Below are 26,036 nucleotides of genomic sequence, written 5' to 3'. Positions count from 1 at the left end.
GACAAGAATTTCGTGAGAATTTAAGTAACAAAGAGTATTTGTATACAATATTAATTGTATGGCTAACGAATTTGTGGTTTTCATTTTGGCTCACATCTTGCTGGTGGAATGCCTGACTTCTGGGTCAGGTTATTAGGAGAGAGTGAGTGAAAGATAAGATAATAAAGGCATGCCTGCTTCTATCCGCTGCAGTAGTAGCGCCGATAAGCCAAGCCGATGGCAAGCTGTTATGGCATCAGGAAAGTATTAGCTATCAATATGGTAAAGATTTCAAAGTTGATCCAAGACGAATGCAGATCATTACGTTTGAACATACGAGCGCATGGGAGTGGGGGGATTTCTTCTTTTTTATCGATAACTATTGGTATCCTGGGGCGCAAACAGCATATGACGGGCATCATGGGATGTATTCTGAATACTCGCCTAGATTTTCATTGTCCAAAATTACAGGAAATGATTATAGCTGGGGTATAGTTAAGGATGTGCTTGTCGCGACGGCAATTGAGTGGGATAACAACAGAAGCAGCGGGCGTGATGATCAGGTGAATTATTTGGTCGGGCCAGGGTTCGATCTTTCTTTACCGGGATTCGATTACTTCATGCTTAATTTCTACTATCGGAAACCTGAGGGTGGGGAAGGTATGGGAGGCTGGCAAGTTACACCCGTTTGGTCGTATACGGTCCCAGTTGGGAAAAGTAATATCGTAGTTGATGGCTATATTGATTGGGTTCTAGGGGATAAGTACGGATTGAAGCATAATTTCCATTTCAATCCGCAAATTAAGTACGATATCGGTAAAGCTTTTTGGAGTACTCCAAGTAAAATTTACGTTGGAATTGAGTATGATTACTGGTCTAATAAATATGGGATTGAAAATACAAGTGCATACGATACAAATCAGAATGTAACAAGTGCAATAGTAAAATATTATTTCTGAACAAGGGTGGGGGCTATGCCCCCTTTTTCTTGTTCAGACTCTTAGGGCAAATTTTAGGTTTATCTCAGGTGAGCGGGCAGCGTCAAACTTGTAACCTTTGATAACCAGGTTGTAATGTGACGCCAGAAGCTCTTTGGCTGACACAGCATCTTTGCGCTCTAAGCATGTCACGAGTTGTGTATGTTCATTCCTGAGCTTGCAGTAGTCGAACCCAACTCGGTATAGGGCATTTATCAACGCTTCACGGCGTCGTAGTTGGGAGTGAATCTGATTGATAGTATTATTTCCAAGAAAGGAAATAAGAAGCGAATGAAAGCCTCTTCCTAATTTATCTCCTTCATCATCCAGTCCGCATTGATGGGCAGTATGTTCCTTTTGGGTGTGAACTTTTAGTTCTTCTAACTGTTGTTCAGTTATGCACTGAATTAATTGATCAATCACACCGCTTTCGAGTACCAAGAGCATTTGGTAGAGCTCGAAGGCATCGTCAAATGTAGGACACCAAACGCTTGTTGAGCGCTTGGGTGAGATTTCCACCAGCTTGTCTTGAGATAGTCGGATGAGGGCCTGGCGGACGACTGTGCGGCTAACGTTGAATAGCTCTGCGATCTCTCGCTCATTCAGCTTCGTACCGGGTGGAAGCCTGCGGTGGTAGATCGCATCAGATATGGCTGCAACGATTGTCTGGGTCAGCATTGATTTACCTTTGGTGCCTTACGGCTCTAAGAGCTGTCATGGTGATCGAACACGGCACCAAAATGTAACACGGCCGTGGCTGGTGTCACCGTTAGAAACAAATTCGGTGCACAAATACTCTTGGTCTTGTATACACGATTAAGAGACTTTCTGTCCTACTTCAATAAAAATTTGCCGATTTTTCAATGGTATAGCATCCCGGAGGGATTGTAGTGCCTTCATTTTGGCACGAAATCTGCTCTCTGAAATCACCCAGCACGACCTTTCCGGCGTGCAGCGAAAACTCGCTGCACGTCAAAAAAACCGACTATGCTGGTATACCAGATATGGATTCTGGTAAACCTTGTAGACGCTTTTGGTTTAGAACAATAAGACCAGCATTTCCTAGCCCTGAGGACACTCAAGTGAAAGATCAGCTCAAGCCGTTGCTAGAAGACAAGACTTACCTTCGCCACTTCTGGCATCCAGTTTGTACCCTCAATGAATTCGAACGCGCCAACGCCAGTGGGCATGGCCCTATGGGCGTCACCTTGCTAGGCGAGAAATTGGTGTTGGCCAGGTTAAACTCTAAGATCATCGCTGCTGCTGACCGGTGTGCTCATCGTTCGGCACAGCTTTCCATCGGCCGCATCTGCAGCAACGCAGGCAAGGATTATCTCGAATGTCCCTATCACGGTTGGCGGTACGATGAGGCTGGAGCATGTCAACTAATCCCTGCTTGCCCTGACAAAAGCATTTCTCCTCGAGCCAAGATTTCCTCGTTCGATTGTGAGGTGAAATACGACATCGTGTGGGTGCGACTGGATAACAGCTTCGATTGCACCCAGATTCCATACCTCAGCGATTTCGATAATCCCGACATGCAGGTAATCGTTGCCGATTCGTATATTTGGGAGACTGTGGCTGAGCGGCGCTGGGAAAACTTCACAGACTTTTCGCACTTTGCCTTCGTACACCCTGGTACGCTCTATGATCCGTTTTTCGCTAGCCACCCGACTGTTTACGTGAATCGTGTTGATGGCGAACTGCAATTTAAACTCGCTCCGCCGCGTGAAATGAAAGGCATCCCGCCAGAAGCACCGATGGGTGACTTCAACTACCGTTGCACAATGCCGTACTCAGTAAATCTTGAAATAAAATTGTGGAAAGATGATTCTCGCTTCGTTCTTTGGACTACCGCTAGCCCTGTCGATAATAAGTCTTGCCGAAACTTTATGATTATCGTGCGTGAGAAGGATAATCAACCTGATCATATGCACCTGGCTTTCCAGAAGCGGGTGCTTGACGAAGACCAGCCTGTTATCGAATCGCAATGGCCTCTCGAAATACAGACCTCGGAAGTCTCCGTTGCAACCGATAAAATTTCCATCCAGTTCCGCAAATGGCATAAAGAGCTATCTCTGGCAGCGGTTGAAGGGCGGGAGGCGTTCTGCGATTCCGTCTTGACGAATGTTATTGAAGAGGAGCAGTAAGAGTCTGCTAAGCGGAAGCTCGGTGCCGACCTGAGGAGGACGGCACGGGTATTTTGAAATGTCTGGTGCGGACTATTTCGGTCACTAATACTTATTAGTTTGGGTGCTTCTCATGCAATCACTAGCCTCGCAGAAGAAAACAAGCATTTGGAAGGTAATGTTCATGGGGTGGCAGCACGTACTTGTGATGTACGCCGGTGCTGTCGCCGTACCGTTGATACTTGGCGCCGCGCTTAAGTTGCCTAAGGATCAAATCGCGTTCTTAATCAATGCAGATCTTTTTGCTTGTGGGATTGCAACATTAATTCAGTGTGTTGGGTTTGCCAATGTAGGTATTAGGTTACCCGTCATGATGGGCGTAACTTTTACGGCGATTGGGCCGCTGATTGCGATCGGAACAGATCCTCAAGCTGGATTGCTTCAAGTCTTTGGTTCTACTATTGCTGCCGGGATCTTTGGATTTCTGGTCGCCCCCTTCATTGGAAAACTTATAAGATTTTTTCCTCCTGTTGTAACCGGTACGGAAATTTTGGCGGTTGGTTTATCGCTGATGGTAGTAGCTGCAAGCTGGTCAGCGGGAGGATACGGCAATCCTGATTTTGGTAATCCGCTGTATCTTACTATTGCTGCCTCCGTTTTGGTCGTAATATTATTGATTGTAAGATTTGCAAAAGGCTTCATCTCGAACATTTCCATATTGTTGGGCATGGCGTTTGGGTTCGTTTTAGCCTTCAGTGCGGGGCAGATTAATTTCGATGATGTGAGCGCAGCCCCCTGGTTTGGATTGGTTTTACCTTTCCATTTTGGAGTGCCTTCATTTAGTCTCTGGCCTATTGTTGCAATGTGCATTGTTATGCTGGTTACTTTTATTGAATCCACAGGTATGTTCTTAGCGCTGGGCGAGTTGGTTGACAAGCCCGTAAACGAAAAAGACCTTGTGCGTGGGTTTAGAGCGGATGGGTTTGGAACGATGCTAGGTGGTGTGTTCAATACATTCCCCTACACGTCATATGCTCAGAATATTGGTCTTATCAGCATCACAGGTGTTAAGAGTAGATGGGTGTGCGCTCTCGCCGGACTCTTTTTGGTAGGATTGGCGTTGTTTCCAAAAGTTGCAATGATCATCGCCTCAATACCACCATACGTCTTGGGGGGAGCCGGTTTGGTAATGTTTGGGATGGTTGCAGCTAGCGGCATCAAGGTTTTATCCAGGGTCAGCTTTGCCGATAGTAAAAATCTTTACGTTGTAGCAATTAGTGTATCCATAGGAATGATTCCTGTCGTGTCGCCCCAATTCTTCGCAAAACTGCCAAAGGATTTGGCTCCGTTGCTAGAAAGCTCTGTATTGCTCACTGCGATATGTGCGGTCGTTTTGAATGTCTTCTTCAATGGCTTTGGAAGTAAGGAGGATGCTAAGGAGTCACTGCTGATGGCTGCAAAAGAAGCAGAGGTTTGAAAGTTCACAATTCCATCTAAGAGAGAAAAACAATGAAAAAGATGTTTTTGCTTGGTTGTGCAGGTCGTGGCGTTCAGCCCTCATCCATCGGTAAACCGGTCTCTGATCGCGAACTGCCGATTATGGAGCAGTTTCGTCTTCAAAGGGAATCGGGATTGTGGGACTTTGTTGATCGAATTCCAGTGGGCACCGAAGAGTTAGATGAGTATATCAAGGCAAGCCAGCGATACTCTTTACCAGTTTACAGTGGAAGTTGGACTTATACGCTCGGCGCCGATGAGCAACGTATTCGCGAAAATATTGATCAGACCTTGGCTGTGGGCGCTAAGTACCACAATCTTATGGTGTGGGCGAAGCATGCAGATGGTCACTACATTACTGATGAAGAGGTAGCGATTTCGTATTTAAACGCCTTCGAGTATGCGGAAAAGCAAGGTGTGATTATTACCTTTGAGAATCACGTTGATATGTGGTCTGAGGATCCAAGGCGTGTTTCAAAGGTAGCCGATATTGTGGAACGGCACGGCATCCCATTCAATATTTGCATGGATTACAGCCATTGTATCTTCAAAGTCGAAAACGAAGTTGAAATCGCGGTCGCCCAATTGCGAGGGGATCAAGAGGGTATTCGTCGCCTCGACCCCTTCAATGACGACAGCTACGCGGACGAATGGTTGGCTCGTAACACTGTCCACTGGGCGCAAGTGCGACCAGCTGCACCCAACGGGCCTCGTAATTGGTGGGCTGGCGAAACTGGCCCTTGGGATGGCTTAGGGTATGACCGCCCAGGGCGTTCAATCCAATATCCATTTAGCAATCCAAAACCAGGCGAATGGCATACCGATTTTTGGCATGCACATAAGCTCGCCCCCACCAAAGAGTTAATTCGTAAAGCAATTGACAGCTACATCCAGGAAGAAAAATCCAGTCTTCGGCTGATGACGATCGACAATATCAACCTCGCTGCATACGGTACAGGTTGGAAGTACGACATGTTTGCTGATAGCTGTTTGGTGGCCCAGTTTGTGCGGGAACTTTATGCGGAGCGAGTAGCTGTGCATGAAGCTAGGAAGTCTCTAGGTGCGGATTTTGTAAATCAACACCGTAATCAACTGTAATTTTTGGATTTCAACATCTGTAGCCTCTGAGAGGGGGCACGAGATTTTATTCAAAAATTTGCTTAAGAATTGCTGACCCAATCTTAATAGGTTTGAGAGTCAGTAGTTCTTAAGCTATTATCTGGTATACCAGATAGATCAACTGAAAGGCCAGAGGGGTTATAATGTCTACTGACCAAGTAATTTTTAACGACTGGCATCCAGTCGCTGCTTTGGATGATGTATCACTCGATAAAAAATACCGCTGCCGATTGCTGGGGCGTACAGTCAGCTATGTGAAAAGTGCTGATGCGGTTCATGCTTATTGGGAAGCAAGTGCGGGCGAGATTAAGCCTATCCGCGCCAAAGAAATCTATGGTGTCCTGTGGCTCTCCTTTGCCGACAAACCAAGTGAGATGTTCGATATCGCAGAGTTCCATGAGCCTGATCGCCGAATCGTTAGCGCTGGATCTGTGCGCGTCAATGTCTCAGGGTTGCGCGCTATCGAGAACTTTCTAGATATGGCTCATTTTCCATTTGTTCATACCGACATTTTGGGTGCAGAGCCACTGACGGAGGTTGAACCATATAACGTCCACCATGATGAAAGTCTCGATGAGATTTTTGCTACGGAGTGTAAGTTTCCGCAACCCAAAGGCTCAGCTACTGCTGTCGAGCCAATTGACATGCAATATATCTACCGCGTGACTAGACCATATTCCGCAATTCTATATAAAACTTGTCCACCCGAACCACATAGGTGGGATGCCCTTGGCCTGTTTATTCAACCTGTAGACGAAGATTGGTGCATTGCACATACAATAATGTGCTATGTGGACGACGTTAACACAGACCAACAACTTCGCCATTTCCAGCAGACGATTTTTGGCCAGGACTTGATGATTCTTATTAACCAAGTTCCAAAGCGTCTTCCCTTGGCTGCGAGTCGAGAAAGCCCAGTTCGGGCCGATGTTCTTGCAACAGCTTATCGTCGCTGGCTGCGTGAGAAAGGTGTGCAATATGGCGCTCTGCGGGACTAATAACAAGAATTGATAAGAGGTATGTGCCGTGAATAAACTTGACGTCAACCAGTGGTTTCCTATTGCTACCACTGAAGATCTCCCAAAGCGCCATGTCTTTCATGCGACGTTGATGGGGCAAGAAATGGCCATCTGGCGCGATGATAATGGCTCAGTGAATGCTTGGGAGAACCGCTGCCCTCATAGAGGGTTGCGGTTGACTCTAGGCGCTAATACCGGTAACGAGTTGCGCTGCCAGTATCATGGATGGACTTATGAAAGCGGAACTGGTGGCTGCACCTTTGTACCGGCCCATCGTGATGCGCCGCCTCCAAGTGCCGCGCGGGTCAATACTTTCCCTGCCCGTGAAAAGCATGGTTTTATCTGGACGACTCTAGGTCAGCCGGCAGGAGAGCCAATTTCAATCCTCGATGACGCTCAGCTTGTAAATTCTGTAAAAACAAATCTGCATAGCGTAGTTATAGCTGCAGATATTGACGGAGTGGTTAGCACCCTACGTCATAATCTTTCTGCGTTCATCGAAGTGTTTCGTGTGGCTAGCGCTGAAGATTTGCATTTAAAAACCATGCTGAATGACCGAGCGATTGTGGTTACAAAAGCAGGTTCCATTGCAATTCATTTGTACATGCAGCGCGCAACTGTTAGCAAATGCGTAGTACATGCGCAAGTACTCACTCCGGGACGTTCGGGATACGAGTTTCAAAAGAACTACTCGCAGGCCATGAACGTTATCCGTAGGGCAGCAGAAGCTGTCGCTACCGACTTGATCAGCATAACTGATATCAGCGATCAGACTGTCGAAGAGCCTGAAGTCGTTCGCGAAAACCTGACTAAAGCTCCTCCTAGCCACTATATCTGCGAAGTGGTTACGCATACCCAAGAGACAAGTGATATCAACTCATACTGGCTAAAGCCTATCGGGTATCCACTTCCAGTATTCACTCCAGGGATGCACATTAGCATCACAACGCCGGAGGGCAGCATTCGGCAATACTCCCTCGTGAATGGGCCTGATGAGCGTGAATCCTTCATCATTGGTGTAAAGAAAGAGATTCAGTCCCGTGGCGGCTCCAGATCAATGCATGAAGATGTAAAGGTTGGAACTCAATTAAAAGTCACACTTCCGAGAAACGGTTTTCCACTCGTCCAAACCGGCAAACACCCGATTCTCGTAGCTGGTGGCATCGGTATCACCCCAATTTTGTGCATGGCACAGGCTCTGGATCAGCAAGGCTCACCGTATGAAATACATTATTTTGCTCGTGCATTTGAGTATGTTCCGTTTCAGGATCGGCTGACTGCATTGGGCGATCGCTTAAATGTGCATCTTGGCTTAGGCCCAGACGAGACCAGAGCAAAACTTACCGATATTATGGAGACTCATAACGCCCAGGACGTAGATGTTTACACTTGCGGCCCGCAACCAATGATCGAAACTGTATCTGCTGTCGCTCTTGCCCATGGAGTCGCTGAAGAGTCCATCCGGTTTGAATTTTTTAGTAAAAAGAATGATGCCCCCGTTTCTGTTGAAGAATACGAGGTTGAGCTTAAAAAGTCGGGTCAAACATTCACCGTCTCGGCTGGCTCTACGTTGTTGCAAGCTTGTTTGGATAACGATGTTCACATCGAAGCCTCGTGTGAGCAGGGAGTATGCGGTACTTGTATGACTCCTGTTGTATCTGGCGAGATCGAGCATCATGACACTTACCTTTCTAAGAAAGAAAGAGAAGGCGGTAAGTGGATCATGCCGTGTGTTTCGCGCTGCAAGTCCAAAAAAATCGTTCTCGACCTGTGAGGCCTAAAACCATGATTACACTCTATGACTACGAGCTTTCCGGGAATTGCTACAAGGTCAGGCTTTTCTTGTCGATCCTGAATCTGGGCTACCAAACTGAGCCTGTAGAGTTCTATCCGTTGCGCGAGCATAAGTCTGAGGAGTTTCTGAAAATCAATCCTCTCGGCCAACTTCCTGCTCTGAAGGATGGAGATCTTGTGCTGAGGGACGCCCAGGCGATTCTCGTCTATCTGGCTACTCAGTACGATAAGAGCGGTTACTGGTACCCGACCGCTCGCCCGGATCTGATGGCTGAGGTCAACATGTGGATGGCCTTTGCTGATAGTCTGACCAGCACCATTTCTGCCGCGCGACTGCATGACTTATTCTTTTACGAATTCGATGTACATGCATGTCGCCTGCGCGCCCGAGATTTGTTGAGGATCCTGGATGAACATCTTTGGTTCAGGGATCTTAAAGGTCTTCAATACATTTGCAGTTCGCTGCATCCAACGATCGCAGATATCGCCTGCTTTCCATACATTGCTTTGTCAGATGAGGGGGGCGTATCCCTGGAAGACTTCCCTGCCGTACGTCGTTGGGTAGATAGAGTAAAACGCCTACCTGGCTTTACCGTAATGTCGGGAGTATTCCCCACCTCACCTATGAATGAAGGTTCCTCGCAACGGGTCAGTGCATAGATAACCCTGAAGAGGTGCTTGGTCACCATCCGACCAAGCACCACCTAACTTTAGACTATTTGTAAAGACAGAGGTAATGATTGATGACTATCACTGAGATTTCGTCGCAGAGAAGCTTTAATGGTTTTTATAAGCGCTTTAAGCATCCATCCACGTCTCTTAATTGTGAGATGACTTTCGGTGTTTATCTTCCACCCAATATCAATTTCAAGAAAGGCGCCCCCGTGCTTTACTGGTTGTCGGGTTTGACTTGCACTGATGAAAACTTTATGCAAAAAGCCGGGGCTCACCGTTTGGCGTCGGAGCTAGGGATAATGATTGTCGCTCCGGACACCAGTCCTCGTGGTGAGCATGTGCCTGACGACCCTTCCAAAAATTGGGATTTTGGGCTCGGTGCAGGTTTCTATATAGACTCTACCCAAGAGCCTTGGTCTGAAAACTATCAGATGCATGAGTACGTTGTTAATGAGTTGCCAGCACTTATTGAGGAGAATTTTTTTGTTTCAGATAAACGTGGAATTAGTGGTCACTCGATGGGGGGGCATGGAGCGTTAATCTGCGCATTTCGTAATCCTGAAAGATATCACTCTGTTTCCGCTTTTTCACCTATCACCAACCCCATAGAAAGTGCCTGGGGTCAAAAAGCTTTTGGATTAATGCTTGGAGATAATAGAGCGGCTTGGGCCGAGTGGGATGCGTGCTCGCTTATTTCTAAAGTTTCTCACAAATTGCCGCTGTTGGTTGATCAAGGCGCAAGTGATGAGTTCATCCATACTCAGCTGATGCCAGGGAAGTTGTCTTCTGCAGCTGCACAAGCTGACTATGAGATAAATATCAGGATTCATTACGGTTACGATCATAGTTATTATTTTGTGGCAAGCTTTATTGAGGATCACTTTAGGCATCACGCCAAAGCGTTGATTGATGAGCAAGGTTAAATTACGCTCCTCTATGTCTAGATTAGCGGTGACGCATTCGGAGGTAGATATGCAAACCGTCGAGCAAGATGTTTTTTTTGGGCCCGTGTTCAATAAGGTTCGAAATTCATTTTTGTTGAGAGACAAAAGAATTTTAGCAGTTGGTAGTTTCAGCTTGGTATTCGAAGGCAGCAACCCTGATACTGTTTACCATTTGTCCATTGACAACGCCAGTCACGATTTCGCACTTAAAGCGAGAGCTTATGCGGTCGATGGTGTTGCAAGGATTCATAAAGATTACGGCGCTGTGGGGATATATCACCATGACAAATTTTACTCAGATTACCTTTGGCTTGCCGAGATGGAGTTGCTGCTCCCCATTACCACGGACTCTATGAGTTGCGAAGATGTTCGAGACGTCCTTCTCTCCCTGACGGATAGTCCCGAAGGTAATATCTATACTACTTATTCTGAAAAATGTAAGTTCCTGGCGCAGGTAAATCGAGCTCCGTTCTACCCGCGCACCATGCGTTGTGTAGAGTCGTTGCGCAGATTAATATTTAGGTATGTTGCGACCTCCACTTGCGATCTTGATGTGCGCTTAAATAAATTCATGATTAGGCCTTATTCAGGTGAGGTTGTCTTGAATGGGCCTGTGAACTGGATGAATGATGTGTCCCAAAGTCGCCATGCTCAGCTTATTAAAGAAGTAGTCGTATTAAAGCTGGGCTGGGCATCTTCGGATGCAGAGCCTGTTTCTGTAAATTCCGCAGGTCGCTGCAACTGAAACCTTTTTTTACTGAAGCTTCGCGGTGCCTGATCTACGGTTGCAGCCTTACGCTTCCTCTACCGTAAACGTTCCTAACTCTTTACCAATTTCTTGATAGGTTCGAAGCGTTCTCTAGACATGATGAGGGCGAGGGAGGGAAACGAAGGCTGTTTTCGATCTTGTCGGCCGACTGGAGAGGATAGTATCTGGCTGATTAAGTGTTCTTGGTTCGAGTACAAGAAAGGGCCCCTCAAGGGCCTTTTCCGTTTTTTGTTTCCAATACTCAAGTTATGTATCGATGGGAACGACGTCGATCCGCACAGTGGGATGTTTCTGCTACAGAACTTCCGCCATCCGCCAGTAAGTAGTTACCTGTTTTGCCATTGAGCAAGTCTGCGGCAGCAAGGAGCAAAGCTTTATTTACATAAGTAAATACTGCCATTAGGGCAGTTTCTTCGAATGATTGAGCTCGGGTTAAATTGCAATATCAATCTTTTGGCAGTCAGTAAATTCCCATTTCGTTCGTCATTGACTCTCTTATCTATTTCTTGGCTCAATTACATGCCAATTTGGCCTGATTTCACGTCGTTCTCATCAGCAAGTTGAGCCAGATTTTTCTATTGTTGAGTTACCTGAATTACAGTAAATAGGTACCCCTTCCCATGATCAAGTCGCGCGCAGCTGTTGCATTCGGCCCCAATGAGCCTCTCAAGATTGTTGAAGTCGATGTTCAGCCACCTCAAGCTGGCGAGGTCTTGGTACGCATCGTTGCGAGCGGTGTTTGCCATACCGACGCTTACACACTTTCCGGCCAGGACTCTGAAGGCGTATTCCCATGCATCCTCGGGCATGAAGGTGGCGGTATCGTGGAGGCCGTTGGCGAAGGCGTGACCTCTCTGCAGGTCGGTGACCACGTGATCCCGTTGTACACCGCAGAATGTGGCAAGTGCAAATTCTGCTCCTCCGGCAAGACCAATCTTTGCCAGGCTGTCCGAGCTACTCAAGGTAAAGGGCTTATGCCTAATGGCACCACTCGCTTCAGTCACAACGGCCAGCCGGTTTACCACTATATGGGTTGTTCCACCTTTTCTGAGTTCACTGTACTGCCGGAAATCTCCCTGGCGAAGATCCCGAAGGAGGCTCCTCTTGAGAAGGTGTGCCTGCTGGGGTGCGGTGTGACTACTGGCATCGGTGCCGTGCTGAACACCGCCAAGGTAGAAGAAGGCGCAACGGTTGCTGTCTTTGGCTTGGGTGGTATCGGTTTGGCCGCAATTATTGGCGCCAGGATGGCCAAGGCATCGCGCATCATTGCCATTGATATCAACCCGGGCAAGTTCGCAATCGCGCGTGAACTGGGTGCCACTGACTTCATCAACCCGAAGGAATTCGACCGCCCAATCCAGGAGGTTATCGTCGAGTTGACCGAAGGCGGTGTTGATTACTCCTTCGAGTGCATTGGCAATGTCCAGCTTATGCGTGCTGCTCTTGAGTCCTGTCACAAGGGGTGGGGCGAATCCATCATCATTGGCGTTGCTCCATCCGGTGCTGAAATCAGCACTCGCCCATTCCAATTGGTGACTGGTCGCGTATGGCGCGGCTCCGCGTTCGGTGGCGTCAAAGGGCGCACTGAGCTGCCGAGTTACGTTGCTAAATCCGAACGGGGCGAGATCCCGCTGGACAAGTTCATCACCCACACCATGAGCCTGGAGCAGATCAACGAGGCTTTCGAATTGATGCACGAAGGCAAGAGCATTCGTTCAGTCGTCCACTTCTAAACATTTTTCCGGTGTCTCTTCGTAGACATCGGTTTCTTCACTCTACAACCACCCGCCTACGACGGAGAAATTCATGTCGATCTTCACTCATGTAACTGTTGGCACCAACGATCTGGAAAGAGCGCGTAAGTTTTACGACGATGTGCTCGGCAAGATCGGCTTCAAACGCATTGCCGACTTGGGCGATAACGGCTCTATCTGGGGCGTGGACAAGCCGTCCTTCTTCGTACTCAAGCCTGCAAACGGCCAGCCTGCGACCGTGGGTAACGGCGTAACTGTCAGCTTCGAGGCTCCGAACCGCGCCACTATCGACGCGTTCCATAAGGCAGCTATTGCTGCTGGTGGCAAGGACGAAGGTGCCGCTGGCACTCGCGACTGGGCACCTAATGCGTATGCTGCATACGCTCGTGACCTGGATGGCAACAAACTCGCTGTATACAGTTTCAAAGCCGAGTAATTCGGTTTCGGCGGCGCCTAAGGGCGCCGCTCCTGTACCCAGCCAAACCAAGCCCAACGACTTTACCGTTTGCTTAAGTGATTTCGGTCGATCGTCATTTAAGCCGGCATGCCATTTCCTGGCATCGAAATGTAGTAAACCTTTGAGCGGAAGGGCAGGTAGCAAGCCGCTCCTACCTGTAGATTTCAAAGGCACGTTTTACAGTCCAGGATGCACGAATGTTCTTCAGAATCTACCTGGCATCGAGATGCTTCGTGCCAGGCTGTATCTGTTAGTAGTGGGTCTAGTCTTGAGGGTTAAATCTTGAAGCCGCTGACCAAACGTCGAAGCTTCTGGGCTTGCTCATCGAGAGTTGTACAGGCTTGCAGCGTGGCCTGAAGGTTTTGCACGCCAGCCTGGTTTAGGTCGTTGATCTGGCTGATGTCGAAATTCAAGGATTCAACAACCGCTGTCTGTTCTTCCGTTGCACTAGCGACTGATTGATTCATGCCGTCGATCTCACCGATCCTTTGTGTCACGCTACCTAGGTGAATTCCGGCTTGGTTCGCGATTTCGACACTACCTACGCTCTGGCGCTGGCTGTCCGTCATCGTCTCTACTGCACCTTTGGCCTCGATTTGTAGTTCCTGGATCATGCGCTGGATCTCTTGGGTCGATACCTGGGTGCGATGGGCCAATCCCCTCACTTCGTCAGCGACCACCGCAAAGCCCCGTCCCGCTTCACCGGCTCTGGCCGCTTCGATAGCGGCGTTCAAGGCTAACAAATTGGTTTGCTCGGAAATGCCTTTGATAACTGCCAGGATCTGGCCAATACCGACGGTTTTGGTATTCAGCGATTCAATCGCTGTACACGAGGTACGTATTGTTGCAGAGAGATCGGTCATGGCTTTCATCGTCTCCTCTACGACCTCCCGACCTTCTTGCGATTGCAAACGTGCTGAAGACGCATGTTTGGATGCTTGTGCTGCATTGCCGGCAATCTCATGAGCGGCTGCGCCGAGTTCGTTGATGGCAGCCGCTACGCTATGGGTACGATTGGCTTGCTGGTCGGTATTTGCCATCGAATCGGTCGAAGCGCTTAGGACTTCTCGAGTTACCCGCGCTACGTCCTGAGTAGCGGCGGAGACCTGAACAATTGATCCGTGCACCCTTTCCACGAAGCGGTTGAAGGCGAGGGCTAAGACTCCAAATTCGTCTTTCGATTTTACCGTTAACCGCTTGGTCAAATCGCCTTCGCCGGCAGCGATATCCTCCATGGTGCCGCTGATCTCTCTAAGAGGCTGGAGGAGCAAGCGGATGAGCAGTCCCAGAAGACAAACGATCAAGACTATCGAGACAGCAATCGCGATCACTGCGGAGTATCGAAAATCGCGGAGAGGTTGGTACGCCTTGTCCTTGTCTATGGACAGGCCGATGTACCAGTCTACTGAGGGAAGCCCTTGGATCTTGATAAACCTGATAATTCTGTCACTGCCGCCAAGCTTGGTTTCGTTGAATCGGTTATTGATGACCGGCGTCTGATTTGGATAGATGTCGGAAAGCTTTTTGGTGACCTGATCCTTATCGGGGCTGACGAGGATTTTTCCGTCTCCATTAACCAGAAATGCGTACCCTAGTCCCCCAAGATTGAGCGAATTAACTATTTTGACGAGAGCGTCGAGGCTCAAGTCTCCACCTCCTACACCGATCAAAACCTTGTCTCGGTAAACCGGTGCCATGATCGAGACCACCAAGGTGTTTGTAACCATGTCCATGTATGGTTCGGTGATAGTTGTATTCGCTGCGGCTACTGCATTTTTGTACCAAGGGCGAATTCTAGGATCATATCCATCAGGCATTCTTGAAGGCGGAAAACTCAGGAAAGCGCCTTGCTGGGTGCCTAGTGACGTAAGGCTGAAGGTACGACTCACCGCCGCACCAGAGAGTACTGCCGCGACATTTGATTCTTGCGGATTGAGTTCGATGGCCTGGAGCATGGTTTCAATGGAAAGAACGCGGCCCGCCATCCAGCTCTGAATGTTGTTTGCGCTTACTTCGCCGATGTCTCGTAAGTTTCCTTCAATGCTCGATTGGATCGAGACCCGCTGTAGGTAATCGTTATAAAGGGAGAACAATGCGAAGGCTGTGCCGACAACCAGGGACGCAGCAAGCAAGATCTTATGGCTAAACCTAAGGTTGGACTTCATCGGTATCCCTTGTCCGAACGACATTATCGGTAGCGCCAGACATCCAGGATGGCCGAAGAGATATCCCTCAGAAGCTGGTCTATTTTCAGGTAAAAAAAGGAGGCCTGAAGGCCTCCTTTCTCTATCAAGCGTTTGCGAATTCAGCGCTTAACTTCGCAGCGGCCTTCTCAAAGGCAACCTTCATTTCTTCGATGACGATGCTGTTGTGCTCAAATGAAATGTAGATGCGGCCATACGGAGACGGCATGATCAGCACTCCAGCTTCGCGCAGCGCAAGGTGCAATGCCTTGGTGAAAGCTGGGTTCGCTATTTCGACTGCCTGCTCGTACGTGACCGGAGTTTTTGCTCCCAACCAAACACCAAACACATTCCCGTAGCCGCTGGTTGAAATAATTACACCATGCGATTCGAAAATGGCCTCAATCGCAACGCGCAGATCGTTGCCGCGCTGGATGAGCTGCTCATAGTCGCTGTTATCCAGTTGAGCCAGGGTGCTCGTCAGGGCTGCACATGCGAGCGGATTACCGCTGAATGTGCCTCCGCGAAGAACACGTCCTTCTTCAAAGCCTGCCAAGATGTGAGGCTTGCCGACGATCGCAGAAACCGGAACACCGTTACCAATCGCTTTACCGACGCTCGCGATATCAGGGCTCAAACCTTCACGCAGCCCGGCCAGGCCGGCATACAGTCGGAAACCCATTAGAACCTCGTCACAAATCACGAGCGCGCCGTGTTTATGAGCAATGTCCTGCACGTGTTTGAGGTAACCGGGCAATGGCATGATGCAGCCAGCGTTTGCCAGCATCGGCTCAAGAATGACCGCCGCGATGTCATCGTCTTCTTCGAATAACCGCTCTACATCTGCGAAATCGTTGTAGCGGATCAGCGTGGTTCGTTCGGTAGACGGACGCTTACCGTCCTGGAAGCTCGCTTCCTTGGTGGTGACGTTGCCATAGCTGACATCATCGAACCACCCATCGAAACCGGCAGCCATCTTGGCAATTTTTCCACGACCGGTATAAGCCCGAGCTGCACGGCAGGCGAGATGCACAGCTTCACTACCGGAGTTAGTGAAGATCACCTTCGTAAGCTCGCCGGTATGTTTGGCGAGTTCAGTTGCGGCTCCATGCTCACGGACATGTGCCCAAGATGGTGCTGCACTGTCGCCTAATGCTTCAGTGACTGCAGCATTTACCGAGTCATTTGAGTGGCCAAGCAATACCGCACCAAAACCCAGCGCGGTATCGATGTATTTGCGACCTTTGTCATCCCAAAGGTACGCACCTTTGCCTTTGCTAATGAACAGCTTTTCTCCGTTCAGGTCAGGCAGGATACGGGCAGCACTGGAAACATCACCAATTAAGTTAGGCATAAAAACCTCTGAATTTTGACAGTAGTTAGCCGTCCCGGGTATTGGGCCCGAGAGGGGTTTTACGTAGCTTTCAACGAGCCCTAATAGGCTGCGCGTGCCTTCTTATTCTTGTTTTATCTTCATTTTCTCGTTGCGGCGGCGGAGTAACTCCAGCGTCAGTAGCATCAGTACGGACAGGATGACCATGATGGTGGCGACAGCCGCGATATTTGGACTGATGTTCTCTCTGATACCCGAGAACATCTGAAGCGGAAGCGTTCTTTGCGAGGGGCTGGCCAGGAAGAGAGTGACCACCACTTCATCGAAAGACGTAGCAAACGCGAACAGTCCTCCCGAGATCACCCCTGGGGCAATTAGAGGCAAAACGACCTTAAAAAAGACCGTGAGCGGCGGGGCGCCCAGACTGGCAGCTGCTCTGCTCAGATTGGTGTTGAAGCCCTGCAAGGTTGCGTTAACCGTAATAACTACGAAAGGGACACCCAGCATCGCGTGTGCCAGTACCAATCCTACGTAGCTATTGAGCAACTGCAGTTTGGCGAAGAAGAAGTACAGACCTACTGCGACGATGATCAGAGGCACGATCATTGGCGAGATGAGAAAGGCCATAACCACGTTTTTGAACGGGAAGTCGCCACGACACAAGCCAACGGATGCCATCGTCCCGAACACCATCGCCAGCAAGGTGGCGCCTGGGGCTATGATAAAGCTGTTCTTAAATGCTTGACGCCATTCTTGAGACGACATCAGCTCTTCATACCAACGGAAGGAGAATCCATCCATTGGGTATGTGAGAAAAGACGACGAATTGAACGATAAAGGAATGATCACCAGTATCGGAACAATCAAAAACAGCAGTACAAGGATTGAGGTAGAGACCAATCCAAACCTGGCCAGTTTCTCTGCTGAGGAAGCGTAAGACTGCAACATGTCGATTACCTCGCCTGGGTTTGGTTGGTGAGTTTTCCGTACACCACATAGAGCAGCAGGGTTGCGATCAGCAGCAGGCTACCAAGCGCTGATGCCATGCCCCAGTTGACGGTTTTGTTGGTGTAGAACGCGACGAAGTAACTGACCATTTGATCCGCTGCACCACCTACCAACGCTGGCGTCACGTAGTAACCAATCGCCAGAATGAAGGTGAGCAAACCGCCGGCTGCCAGACCCGCGAAGGTCTGGGGGACATACACTCGCCAGAAAGCAACGAAAGGGTGTGCCCCAAGAGAGATGGCGGCGCGAACATAGTTCGAAGGAATACTTTTCATCACGCTGTAGAGCGGCAGAATCATGAATGGCAGAAGTACATGAGTCATCGCGATGATTACGCCAGTCCTGTTGAAAACAAGCTGGACAGGCGCGTCCACAATGCCTAGGAACATGAGCGAGCGGTTGATCAGACCATCTGATTGCAACAGTACGATCCACGCCGCTGTACGAACAATCAGAGACGTCCAGAAGGGCAGCAAAACGCAGATCATCAACAGATTGCTTTTACCCTCTGGCAAAGTGGCCAACCAGTAAGCGACTGGAAAACCGAGCAACAGGCAGAGGATGGTTACAACGCCGCCGATGTAGAAGGTACGTGTGAAAATATCCAAATAAATCGATTGGTTCGGCTCTGCTTTGACAATGCTGCCAGTGGCGGAGTCAACACGATGATCCAAGGCGGCAAGCAAGAAATAAGGCGTTAGCTTCGACGACGCTTGCTTAAGAGCTTTCCAATAGTTCACGTCTCCCCAAGCGCTGTCCACAGCGATCAGCGCCTCACGCTTAGACGTTGCGGTGCTGTCCGGGAGCTTGCGCAGTGTCTTGGTGATAACGGTTCGGTAAGCAGGGATTTCATAACTCAAGCGTTTGGTTAGTGCTCCGATCTGGCCGCTCTCTTTTGCACTTGCCAGGTCTTTTACCAAAGCGTCGAATGTGCCCTCGCTTGGAAGCGACGTACCGTCCCAGGATTCGAGCGCCTGGGTTGTTGCAGGCATGGCGCTATGCACGTCGGGGTTGTCCACGCTTCGAGTAAGCATGGTGCCGATAGGAAAGGCAAAGCATACGAGTACGAACAGAAACAGCGGCGCGATGAGCGCTAGCGATTTCAGTTTGTATGAGCGTTCGGCTTTTCTGAGCTTGGCTCTAAGATCTACCGCTTCCGCCTTGCTTGAAAGAATTGCTGCTGACTGACTCATGATCTGCGACTCAGTGTGTGGTCACGTCCAGGGCACGAATGTGCTCTGGCGCCCAAGAAATGGAAATCGAGCTACCTACAGTCCAACTACTATCCATTTGCGAGGCAGGAAGCTTGATCATGAAATTCGGTTGTCCTGCAATTTCAGTAATCATTCGAACGTGGTCGCCCAGGTAGATATACTCCTGAATGCGAGCGGTCAAAGGCGTACTGCCAGCCGGCCCAACCACAACGCGCTCTGGTCGAATGCAAAGCGCGACCTGATCTCCAGGCTTAGCCCCAACTACCGAAATCGCCCGGATCAAGCTGCCGTCAGCCAGGCGTGCGATGGTGTGGCTTTCATCTCTGGAAACAAAAGTTGCGATCAGGGTGTTGTTTTCACCGATGAACTGAGCCACGAAACTTTTGGTCGGGGCTTCATAAATCGCTGCAGGAGTGTCGATTTGTTGGATCACACCATCATTGAAGACAGCGACACGGTCGGACATGGTCAGCGCTTCGCTTTGGTCGTGTGTCACATAAACAACGGTCAGTCCGAGCTGTTTGTGGAGGTGTTTGATTTCCAGTTGCATGTGTTCGCGCAACTGCTTGTCCAGGGCACCCAGTGGTTCATCCATCAATACAAGTTTGGGTTCAAACACCAGGGCACGAGCCAACGCGACCCGTTGTTGTTGGCCACCCGACATTTGAGCTGGGTAGCGTTTTGCGAAGTCGGTGAGCTTCACCATGTCCAATGCACGGCGAACTTTTTCCTTTCTGTCGACACTGTTCATTTTGCGGACGGAGAGCGGGAAGGCGAGGTTTTGCTCGATCGTCATGTGAGGGAACAGTGCGTAATTCTGAAACACCATTCCGATGTCGCGCTTGTGCGGCGGTAGATTGTGAAGCGGCTTGTCTTTCAGAAAAATCTCGCCGTGTGTCGGTGTTTCGAAACCGGCCAACATCATGAGGCTCGTGGTCTTACCGGAGCCCGATGGGCCGAGCAGCGTCACAAATTCGCCCTCTTTGATATCAAGGTTCAGATCCTTAACGACGGGCCGAAAACCATCGTAGGTTTTCTGGATGTTTTTGAAGCTGACCAAGTGATTCATGTGGCAACCCTCATTCGGGAGTAGGCAGAAATAATCTTCGCTACTCGTCCGCCTATTCATTCAAAAAAAGAGAAGCAATCGTTTTTGTTCAAGTCGCAGATTGGGACTAGGCCTTACTGGCCGTGACCTGCCACCTGGTAACCGGTGGCAGGAGCGACCCCGGTGGATCGGTTACTTCTGGGCGATCCAAGCGTTGAAGCGCTCGGTCAGTGGCTCAGTGTTTTCGACCCAGAACTCGACATCCAGCGGCACCGATTGAGCAAGGTTTTCTGGGGTTGTTGGAAGGTCAGCTTTCAACTCCGCCGGTACATGTTGGTTGGCGTTTTTGTTGGTCAGGCCGTAAGCGATGAATTTAGGGAGCTTTGCCTGGTTTTCAGGTTTGCTGGCATAGCCAATGAAATCCATGGCGGCTGCTTTGTTCTCGCTACCTTTGAGGACAGTCCACGAGTCGATGGCCGAAACGCTGCCATTCCACAGGAACTTGAAGTGCTTGCCTTCGTTGCGGTTGAAACCGGTGATGCGACCGTTATAGGCGGAGCTCATGACAACGTCACCCGCAGATAGCATTTGCAGCGGCTGTGCGCCGGCTTCCCACCAGACAATGCTTGACTTGATCTCGTTGAGTTTGTTGAAGGCTCGGTCGACACCTTCTGGAGTGCGCAGCACGTTGTAGACTTCGGCTGGTTTTACACCGTCTGCAATCAACGCAAATTCAAGAGAATATTTTGGGCCTTTCCGCAGACCACGTTTCCCTGGGAATTTCTTGGTATCGAAGAAGTCGGCCCAAGAAGTGGGAGTGGCCTTCAGTTTGTCGCCGTCCCAGGCCAAACCGGTGTTCCAAACGATGGCGCCCACGCCGCAATCGCTCACGGCTTCGGGGATGAAATCGGATTTGTTACCGATCTTTGCCCAATCAATTTTTTCGTAGAGGCCAGAGTCGCATCCGAGAGCCAGATCCTCGGCTTCGACTTCAACGACGTCCCAGTTCGGTGTTCCTGCCTTTACTTTTGCGTCGAGTACACCGACGCCGCCGTCCCAGCTCTGGTCGAGGACGTTCTTTCCGATCTGTTTCCCGAATGGCGCGAAAAATATCTCACGTTGTGCATCCTGAAAATTTCCTCCCCAGGAAACGATCGTGAGGTCACGGGCGTTGGCAGCTTGTGAGGCTGCTAACCCAACGAGGGCAAATCCAAGTGCTGCTACAGCGTGGCATGGCTTGTGCATTTTAAACCTCGACGCAGGTTGTTGTGTTGTTCTGGTAAAAATTTTTACCACTCAAAAATAACCTAGGCAAGTTTTATTTTTTGTCGCGTCGAGAAAACTTTCAATCGCCCGGATAAACGGTAAGCGATTGTTTTTTAACGCCTAAAATTTGTGATTTTGAGTGTTAAGTGACTAGATATTGGTGAGATTTGTTAGTTTGCTAAGGATTTATGTCATGGACGAGCGATCTTAAAATCGTGTTACTTTGCTTCCCTTGGGTGCACTGCATGGTGCGAAACAACCCAAAGTTGTGCGTGTGATTCGTGTTGGCTTCAAAGAGAGTGGGCAGTTCAAGTCATCGAATTGAAGTTAGGCCCCCTCGGGTGCCGTTTATCTGAGGATTTAACCGTGATAGAAACATCGGCGATAAGTCGAAGCCCCCATGCTCCAGAAGAGCCGTCTGAAACCTCTTCAGAGGCCCAGGAGACTGCTTCGGTAGGGGCGAGACTGAAAGCTTTGCGACAAAGTCGCGGGCTTACGATTCGAGGGTTGGCCGAGCAGGCCGGAGTTCCTCATGCCACGCTTTCGATCATCGAACGAGACAAATCCAGCCCGTCCGTGAGTATTTTGAAGCGCTTGCTACGCCCTCTGAATGTCACCCTTAGTGTGTTTTTTTCCGATTCAGCAGTTGTAGATCGAGCAGTTTTTTACAAAGCCGATGAATTGGTGGAGCTTGCTGATGGCAAGAAACTTTCCTATCGACAGGTGGGAGCGAACCTGACGAACAGCTCCATGATGATCCTGCACGAGCGGTACGAGCCTGGCGCTGACACTGGGCAAGAGGGTGAGGAACTTTATTCCCACGAGGCCGAAGAGGGCGGGATCATCATCGAGGGCAAGCTTGAAATGACCGTTGGGGATGAGGTGCGAATCCTTTCGGTGGGTGATGCTTACTACTTCGACAGCAGACTCCCGCATCGCATGCGCAATCCTTTTGACGAGGTTTGTATCGTGGTGAGCGCGGTTTCTCCCCCAACGTTCTGATCGATCTGTTTTCTTGAGGTGTCGGGTGTTTGGCTGCACGCACGCCAATCGGCTGCGCGTGCAGACACCAGGCTTGATCCCATAAGCATCCTTCCTTGTGTTCTTACTCCGCTCGGAGCTTTCTGCTCGATAATCTCTTGCTCGGATACCGGGTTCTCACTGAAAACGATCGTCCTTCCTAGCCCATAGCGGTGAGCGCATAAAAAAGCCGCTGCCAGTAAAAATGTCGATTGGCAGCAGCTGAGGTGAGACGGTGATTGCGCTCAGTTAAGCGAATGCGCGGTTTATCTTTGCTTGCCCCTTTTGGGACATGGTGCTTCGCTTCGCGGACAGCTCCGGTTGCGACCTTTGTAGGTACACGCCAATGCAAACCAGCGCTACGGTGAGGCCGAGTGTCGAAAGAAGCTCAATGCGCTGGCCAGGGAAGGCTGCCATGATCCCAAAAACGACCAGAATGAAGGCGATGGTGAGCACTGTGAGATAGGGAAACAACCACATTTTTACTTCGAGTTTTTGCCCTTGCGCCACCAACTTCTTCCTCATGCAAAGTTGGGTGACAGCGATGACCAAGTACATCAGCAGTGCGATGGCGCCGCTGGTGGCCAAGAGGAATTCGAAGACCTGTTTCGGCAGCAAATAGTTGGCTCCCAACGCAATCAGGGATACCACTGCAGTCAAGGCTATGGCGTTAACGGGAACGCCGCTTTGAGTCGTACGAGAAAGTATTTTGGGTGCATCGCCTCGATGGGCCAACGAGTAGGCCATTCGTGATGCCGTGTAGAGAGCAGAGTTCAAGCAGCTGGTTACCGCGACGAGCACTACGATGCTCATAATGCCAGGCGCCCAAGGGATGTTCATGGCTACCAGTACGGCTTGGTATGACCCAGTGGCAAGACCGGGGGCGTTCCACGGAATCAGGCATACCACCACGAACATGGAGCCGAGATAGAACAAGCCCAGTCGCCATACCACTGCACGAATTGCTTTCTTGATATTGGCCTTAGGTTCCTTGGATTCCGCCGCCGCAATGGTGACGACTTCACTTCCCTGGAAGCTGAACATAGCGGTCAGCAATGCAGCGATAATCGCTACGCCACCGTTAGGTGCAAACCCCCCGTTCACATACAGGTTTTCCATACCGCTCGTAGATGAACCTGGTAGGAACCCCAGAATTGCCAGCACACCCAAAATGATGAAGCTGACAATTGCGCACACTTTGAAGAGTGAAAGCCAATACTCCATCGCGCCAAAATTTCCGACGCTGAGACTGTTGCAGGCAATTAGTGCAAATGTAACTCCGAAAGCAGCCATCCAGTGAGGGATTGCCAGCCAGTCGCCCAGAATATTGCCAGCAACGATGGCTTCGATACTGATAACGAGTACATAGAACCACCAGTAGAGCCAGCCGATAGAGAACCCCGCCCAGCGTCCAATTGCCTGATCTGCGTAGGAAGAAAAAGAGCCGGTATCGGGGCGCGCCGTTGCCATCTCTCCGAGCATTTGCATGACGAGAACAACAATGATGGCTGCAATCAGGTAGGAAACCAGTACTGCAGGCCCTGCGGCGGCGATAGCATTGGATGAGCCTACGAAGAGGCCCGCTCCAATGACTCCACCGATAGAGATCATCGTGACCTGTTTGCTTTTTAAGCCGCTCCCTAGCTTGTCGTTAGCTAACTGTTTGTTTTGACGCATCGGCTGGTACCTCGGCACAAAGACTAATTTTTCTTGTATTGATCGATTCAAGACGATCATGACCGCCTACGTTACTTCGTATGCTGCAAGGAGATTAGGTCGCCCTGATTCATATTCGGTGTGAATGCTCGTCACAGATAGGTGGGCGAGCGAGCTTGAAGAGGCCATTCAAAGCGATTCATATGGATGATGACTTTGAGGTATCCGTGATGCAGAGGCGCATAGGTACGGATGTTAGATGGCACGATTCGAGTCATCGCACTGTTAAATTTTTACTCTATTAATGGTTTATCACCGACGTGAGCGCAGGGATTTCGTCGTCTGAGTAAACGTTTTGAGCTTCATCTAAGAAGTTAAATTGAATCCGATTTTTTAGCGCGAGTTCTCTCCTTCGTTGTATGGAGAGTAGGCTGCACCCTTTCGTTCTTATTCTTCATACCTGGTATGAACTGCAGGCACAGCTGGGCCGTAGACAGTAATGGGGGCGGGGGGTAAGGTTTTATTCAGTGCCTGAGAGGTATGCAAGGCCATCATCAGGGCAGCCTGAATAATTTGTGAGTGCTCACTGGCTCGAATGTAGTTTATTGGCATCATTCTGATAGCGCCAAAACGTAGTTTGGTTTTATTGCTATGTGTGGCCGGCCCAGTTTGTTAAGTGCTTGTTGATTAATCTGCGCTGACGAAAAGTCATATTTACCTTCAGTTCGCCTATATAAATATTAGTGTCTGGGAGAATGCATGAATAAGAATTTCATTGCCGGAGAGTGGCTCGAAGGCGCCGATATCAACCTGAATATCAATCCTTCCGATACCAATGATGTGGTCGGTGAGTACGCGCGCGCAGATGCTTCTCAAGCTGCGATGGCTGTTGATGCGGCTTTTGAAGCGGCTCCGAACTGGGCTCAATCTACCGCCGAAGTACGAAGTGACGCGCTCGACCGTATTGGCACTGAGATTCTGGCGCGTCGTGACGAGTTGGGCCGTTTGCTCGCGCGCGAGGAAGGGAAAACCCTGCCTGAGGGTATTGGTGAAGTGGTTCGCGCCGGCAGGGTTTTTAAGTTTTTTGCGGGCGAAGCATTGCGCCTTTCAGGCGAACGCTTGGCATCCATTCGCCCTAGCGTGGAGACGGATGTACGGCGCGAGCCAGAGGGCGTGATCGGCATCATCACTCCCTGGAACTTCCCTATTGCGATTCCTGCATGGAAGATCGCCCCTGCACTGGCGTTCGGTAACGCAGTCGTTTTCAAACCAGCTGATCTGGTGCCTAGCAGTGCGTGGGCACTGGCGGAAATTATTGTTCGAGCAGGAGCGCTTCCCTCCGGAGTGTTCAATCTGGTCATGGGGCCTGGCTCAAAAGTGGGTGATGTCTTTGCGAAGTCTAAAAAAGTACGGGCATTGACGTTCACGGGTTCCACTGGCACAGGCCGTAGTATTGGTATGACCTGCATGGAGCGCGGTGCCAAAGTCCAGCTAGAAATGGGCGGCAAAAACCCGCTCATTATTTTGGATGACGCAGATCTCAATCAGGCAGTTGAGGTAGCGGTCTCCGGCTCCTTCTTCTCTACAGGCCAGCGATGCACCGCCTCCAGCCGATTGATTGTCCAGGATGGAATACACGATCAATTTGTTGAGGCCGTGATCAAGCGTCTCTCTTCGCTCAAGGTTGATCACGCGCTGTCTGAAGGCTGCGACATGGGCCCTGTAGTGTCAAAGGCGCAGCTCAAGCAAGATTGCGATTACATCAAGAGCGCCCAAGAAGAGGGTGGGAAACTCGCTTACGGTGGCGAGCTGCTGACAAGGGGCACGCCAGGCTTCTACCTTTCTCCGGCGCTGATCACTGAAACCACTAACCAGATGCGTATCAACCGGGAGGAAGTTTTCGGCCCGGTGGCGAGTGTCATCCGCGTTAAGGATTACGAAGAGGCCGTCACGCTGGCTAACGACACCGAATTCGGTTTGTCATCTGGGATTTGCACCACTTCTCTCAAGCACAGCTCGGACTTTAAGCAGCGATCTACCGCCGGCATGGTGATGGTCAACGTCCCGACGGCAGGAGTGGATTACCACGCACCTTTCGGCGGTCGCAAAAACTCAAGCTACGGGTCTCGCGAGCAAGGTGGGTACGCAAAGGAATTTTATACCTCCGTCAAAACCACATACACATTGGCCTGAGC

Annotated in this window: 21 protein-coding genes and 1 pseudogene; 13 read left to right on the top strand and 9 right to left on the bottom strand. The window is 49.9% G+C overall.

What is annotated here, in order from left to right:
• The first annotated feature begins 146 nt into the window (after positions 1 to 146).
• Positions 147 to 938 carry an outer membrane protein OmpK gene (locus B723_RS27995; protein WP_017340035.1) on the top strand — a complete coding sequence of 264 codons (792 nt, stop codon included), beginning with the start codon at positions 147 to 149 and terminating at the stop codon, positions 936 to 938.
• A gap of 33 nt (positions 939 to 971) precedes the next feature.
• On the opposite strand, the gene B723_RS27990 is transcribed toward B723_RS27995, so the two are convergent.
• Positions 972 to 1,634 (bottom strand): GntR family transcriptional regulator, encoded by a 663-nt coding sequence (locus B723_RS27990; RefSeq protein ID WP_017340034.1) that lies wholly within the window; start codon positions 1,632 to 1,634, stop codon positions 972 to 974.
• 404 nt (positions 1,635 to 2,038) lie between these two features.
• On the opposite strand from B723_RS27990, the gene B723_RS27985 reads away from it, so the two are divergent.
• From B723_RS27985 to B723_RS27940, 10 genes are all read left to right on the top strand, one after another.
• Positions 2,039 to 3,106 (top strand): aromatic ring-hydroxylating oxygenase subunit alpha, encoded by a 1,068-nt coding sequence (locus tag B723_RS27985; protein ID WP_017340033.1) that lies wholly within the window; start codon positions 2,039 to 2,041, stop codon positions 3,104 to 3,106.
• A gap of 112 nt (positions 3,107 to 3,218) precedes the next feature.
• The gene (locus B723_RS27980; protein WP_017340032.1) at positions 3,219 to 4,562 is read left to right on the top strand and encodes a nucleobase:cation symporter-2 family protein; all 1,344 of its coding nucleotides are present in this window, start codon (positions 3,219 to 3,221) and stop codon (positions 4,560 to 4,562) included.
• Between the two features lie 32 nt (positions 4,563 to 4,594).
• Positions 4,595 to 5,680: a sugar phosphate isomerase/epimerase family protein gene (locus B723_RS27975; protein WP_017340031.1), complete on the top strand. Its 1,086-nt coding sequence runs from the start codon at positions 4,595 to 4,597 to the stop codon at positions 5,678 to 5,680.
• A gap of 164 nt (positions 5,681 to 5,844) precedes the next feature.
• Positions 5,845 to 6,699, top strand: coding sequence for an aromatic ring-hydroxylating oxygenase subunit alpha (locus B723_RS27970; protein ID WP_017340030.1), 855 nt, complete (start codon positions 5,845 to 5,847; stop codon positions 6,697 to 6,699).
• A gap of 28 nt (positions 6,700 to 6,727) precedes the next feature.
• Positions 6,728 to 8,494: a Rieske 2Fe-2S domain-containing protein gene (locus tag B723_RS27965; protein ID WP_080995163.1), complete on the top strand. Its 1,767-nt coding sequence runs from the start codon at positions 6,728 to 6,730 to the stop codon at positions 8,492 to 8,494.
• Between the two features lie 11 nt (positions 8,495 to 8,505).
• Entirely contained in the window at positions 8,506 to 9,174 is a 669-nt protein-coding gene (locus tag B723_RS27960; protein ID WP_017340028.1) for a glutathione S-transferase family protein, read from the top strand.
• Positions 9,175 to 9,257: 83 nt separating this feature from the next.
• On the top strand, positions 9,258 to 10,112 hold the full coding sequence (fghA, locus tag B723_RS27955; RefSeq protein WP_017340027.1) for an S-formylglutathione hydrolase: 855 nt from the start codon (positions 9,258 to 9,260) through the stop codon (positions 10,110 to 10,112).
• A gap of 49 nt (positions 10,113 to 10,161) precedes the next feature.
• A complete protein-coding gene (locus B723_RS27950) occupies positions 10,162 to 10,878 on the top strand; it encodes a hypothetical protein (protein ID WP_017340026.1) in 717 nt (238 codons plus the stop codon).
• A gap of 644 nt (positions 10,879 to 11,522) precedes the next feature.
• Positions 11,523 to 12,635: an S-(hydroxymethyl)glutathione dehydrogenase/class III alcohol dehydrogenase gene (locus tag B723_RS27945; RefSeq protein WP_017340025.1), complete on the top strand. Its 1,113-nt coding sequence runs from the start codon at positions 11,523 to 11,525 to the stop codon at positions 12,633 to 12,635.
• A gap of 73 nt (positions 12,636 to 12,708) precedes the next feature.
• Positions 12,709 to 13,092, top strand: coding sequence for a VOC family protein (locus tag B723_RS27940; protein ID WP_017340024.1), 384 nt, complete (start codon positions 12,709 to 12,711; stop codon positions 13,090 to 13,092).
• Positions 13,093 to 13,388: 296 nt separating this feature from the next.
• Here B723_RS27940 and B723_RS34225 read toward each other — a convergent pair whose 3' ends face one another.
• The 7 genes and pseudogenes from B723_RS34225 to B723_RS27910 form a co-directional block, all read right to left on the bottom strand.
• The gene (locus tag B723_RS34225; RefSeq protein WP_425311829.1) at positions 13,389 to 14,153 is read right to left on the bottom strand and encodes a methyl-accepting chemotaxis protein; all 765 of its coding nucleotides are present in this window, start codon (positions 14,151 to 14,153) and stop codon (positions 13,389 to 13,391) included.
• 93 nt (positions 14,154 to 14,246) lie between these two features.
• Positions 14,247 to 15,278 (bottom strand): annotated as a pseudogene (locus B723_RS34220) (HAMP domain-containing protein); the annotation flags it as partial.
• Positions 15,279 to 15,402: 124 nt separating this feature from the next.
• Positions 15,403 to 16,650, bottom strand: a complete 1,248-nt coding sequence (locus B723_RS27930) for an aspartate aminotransferase family protein (RefSeq protein ID WP_017340022.1) — start codon at positions 16,648 to 16,650, stop codon at positions 15,403 to 15,405.
• A gap of 102 nt (positions 16,651 to 16,752) precedes the next feature.
• Positions 16,753 to 17,577: an ABC transporter permease gene (locus B723_RS27925; RefSeq protein WP_017340021.1), complete on the bottom strand. Its 825-nt coding sequence runs from the start codon at positions 17,575 to 17,577 to the stop codon at positions 16,753 to 16,755.
• A gap of 5 nt (positions 17,578 to 17,582) precedes the next feature.
• Positions 17,583 to 18,830, bottom strand: a complete 1,248-nt coding sequence (locus B723_RS27920; RefSeq protein ID WP_017340020.1) for an ABC transporter permease — start codon at positions 18,828 to 18,830, stop codon at positions 17,583 to 17,585.
• 10 nt (positions 18,831 to 18,840) lie between these two features.
• Positions 18,841 to 19,920, bottom strand: coding sequence for an ABC transporter ATP-binding protein (locus B723_RS27915; protein WP_017340019.1), 1,080 nt, complete (start codon positions 19,918 to 19,920; stop codon positions 18,841 to 18,843).
• A gap of 171 nt (positions 19,921 to 20,091) precedes the next feature.
• Positions 20,092 to 21,144: an ABC transporter substrate-binding protein gene (locus tag B723_RS27910; RefSeq protein ID WP_017340018.1), complete on the bottom strand. Its 1,053-nt coding sequence runs from the start codon at positions 21,142 to 21,144 to the stop codon at positions 20,092 to 20,094.
• Positions 21,145 to 21,531: 387 nt separating this feature from the next.
• On the opposite strand from B723_RS27910, the gene B723_RS27905 reads away from it, so the two are divergent.
• Positions 21,532 to 22,167, top strand: a complete 636-nt coding sequence (locus B723_RS27905) for a cupin domain-containing protein (RefSeq protein WP_017340017.1) — start codon at positions 21,532 to 21,534, stop codon at positions 22,165 to 22,167.
• 267 nt (positions 22,168 to 22,434) lie between these two features.
• Here B723_RS27905 and B723_RS27900 read toward each other — a convergent pair whose 3' ends face one another.
• On the bottom strand, positions 22,435 to 23,862 hold the full coding sequence (locus B723_RS27900; protein ID WP_033037638.1) for an amino acid permease: 1,428 nt from the start codon (positions 23,860 to 23,862) through the stop codon (positions 22,435 to 22,437).
• 738 nt (positions 23,863 to 24,600) lie between these two features.
• Here B723_RS27900 and B723_RS27895 point away from each other — a divergent pair.
• Entirely contained in the window at positions 24,601 to 26,034 is a 1,434-nt protein-coding gene (locus tag B723_RS27895; RefSeq protein WP_017340015.1) for an aldehyde dehydrogenase family protein, read from the top strand.
• Positions 26,035 to 26,036: the final 2 nt, after the last annotated feature.

Source organism: Pseudomonas fluorescens NCIMB 11764 (assembly GCF_000293885.2).
Classification (GTDB): Bacteria; Pseudomonadota; Gammaproteobacteria; order Pseudomonadales; family Pseudomonadaceae; genus Aquipseudomonas; species Aquipseudomonas fluorescens_B.
Note: the sequence above shows the minus strand (reverse complement) of the source record. Positions and strands in the feature narration are given on the sequence as shown.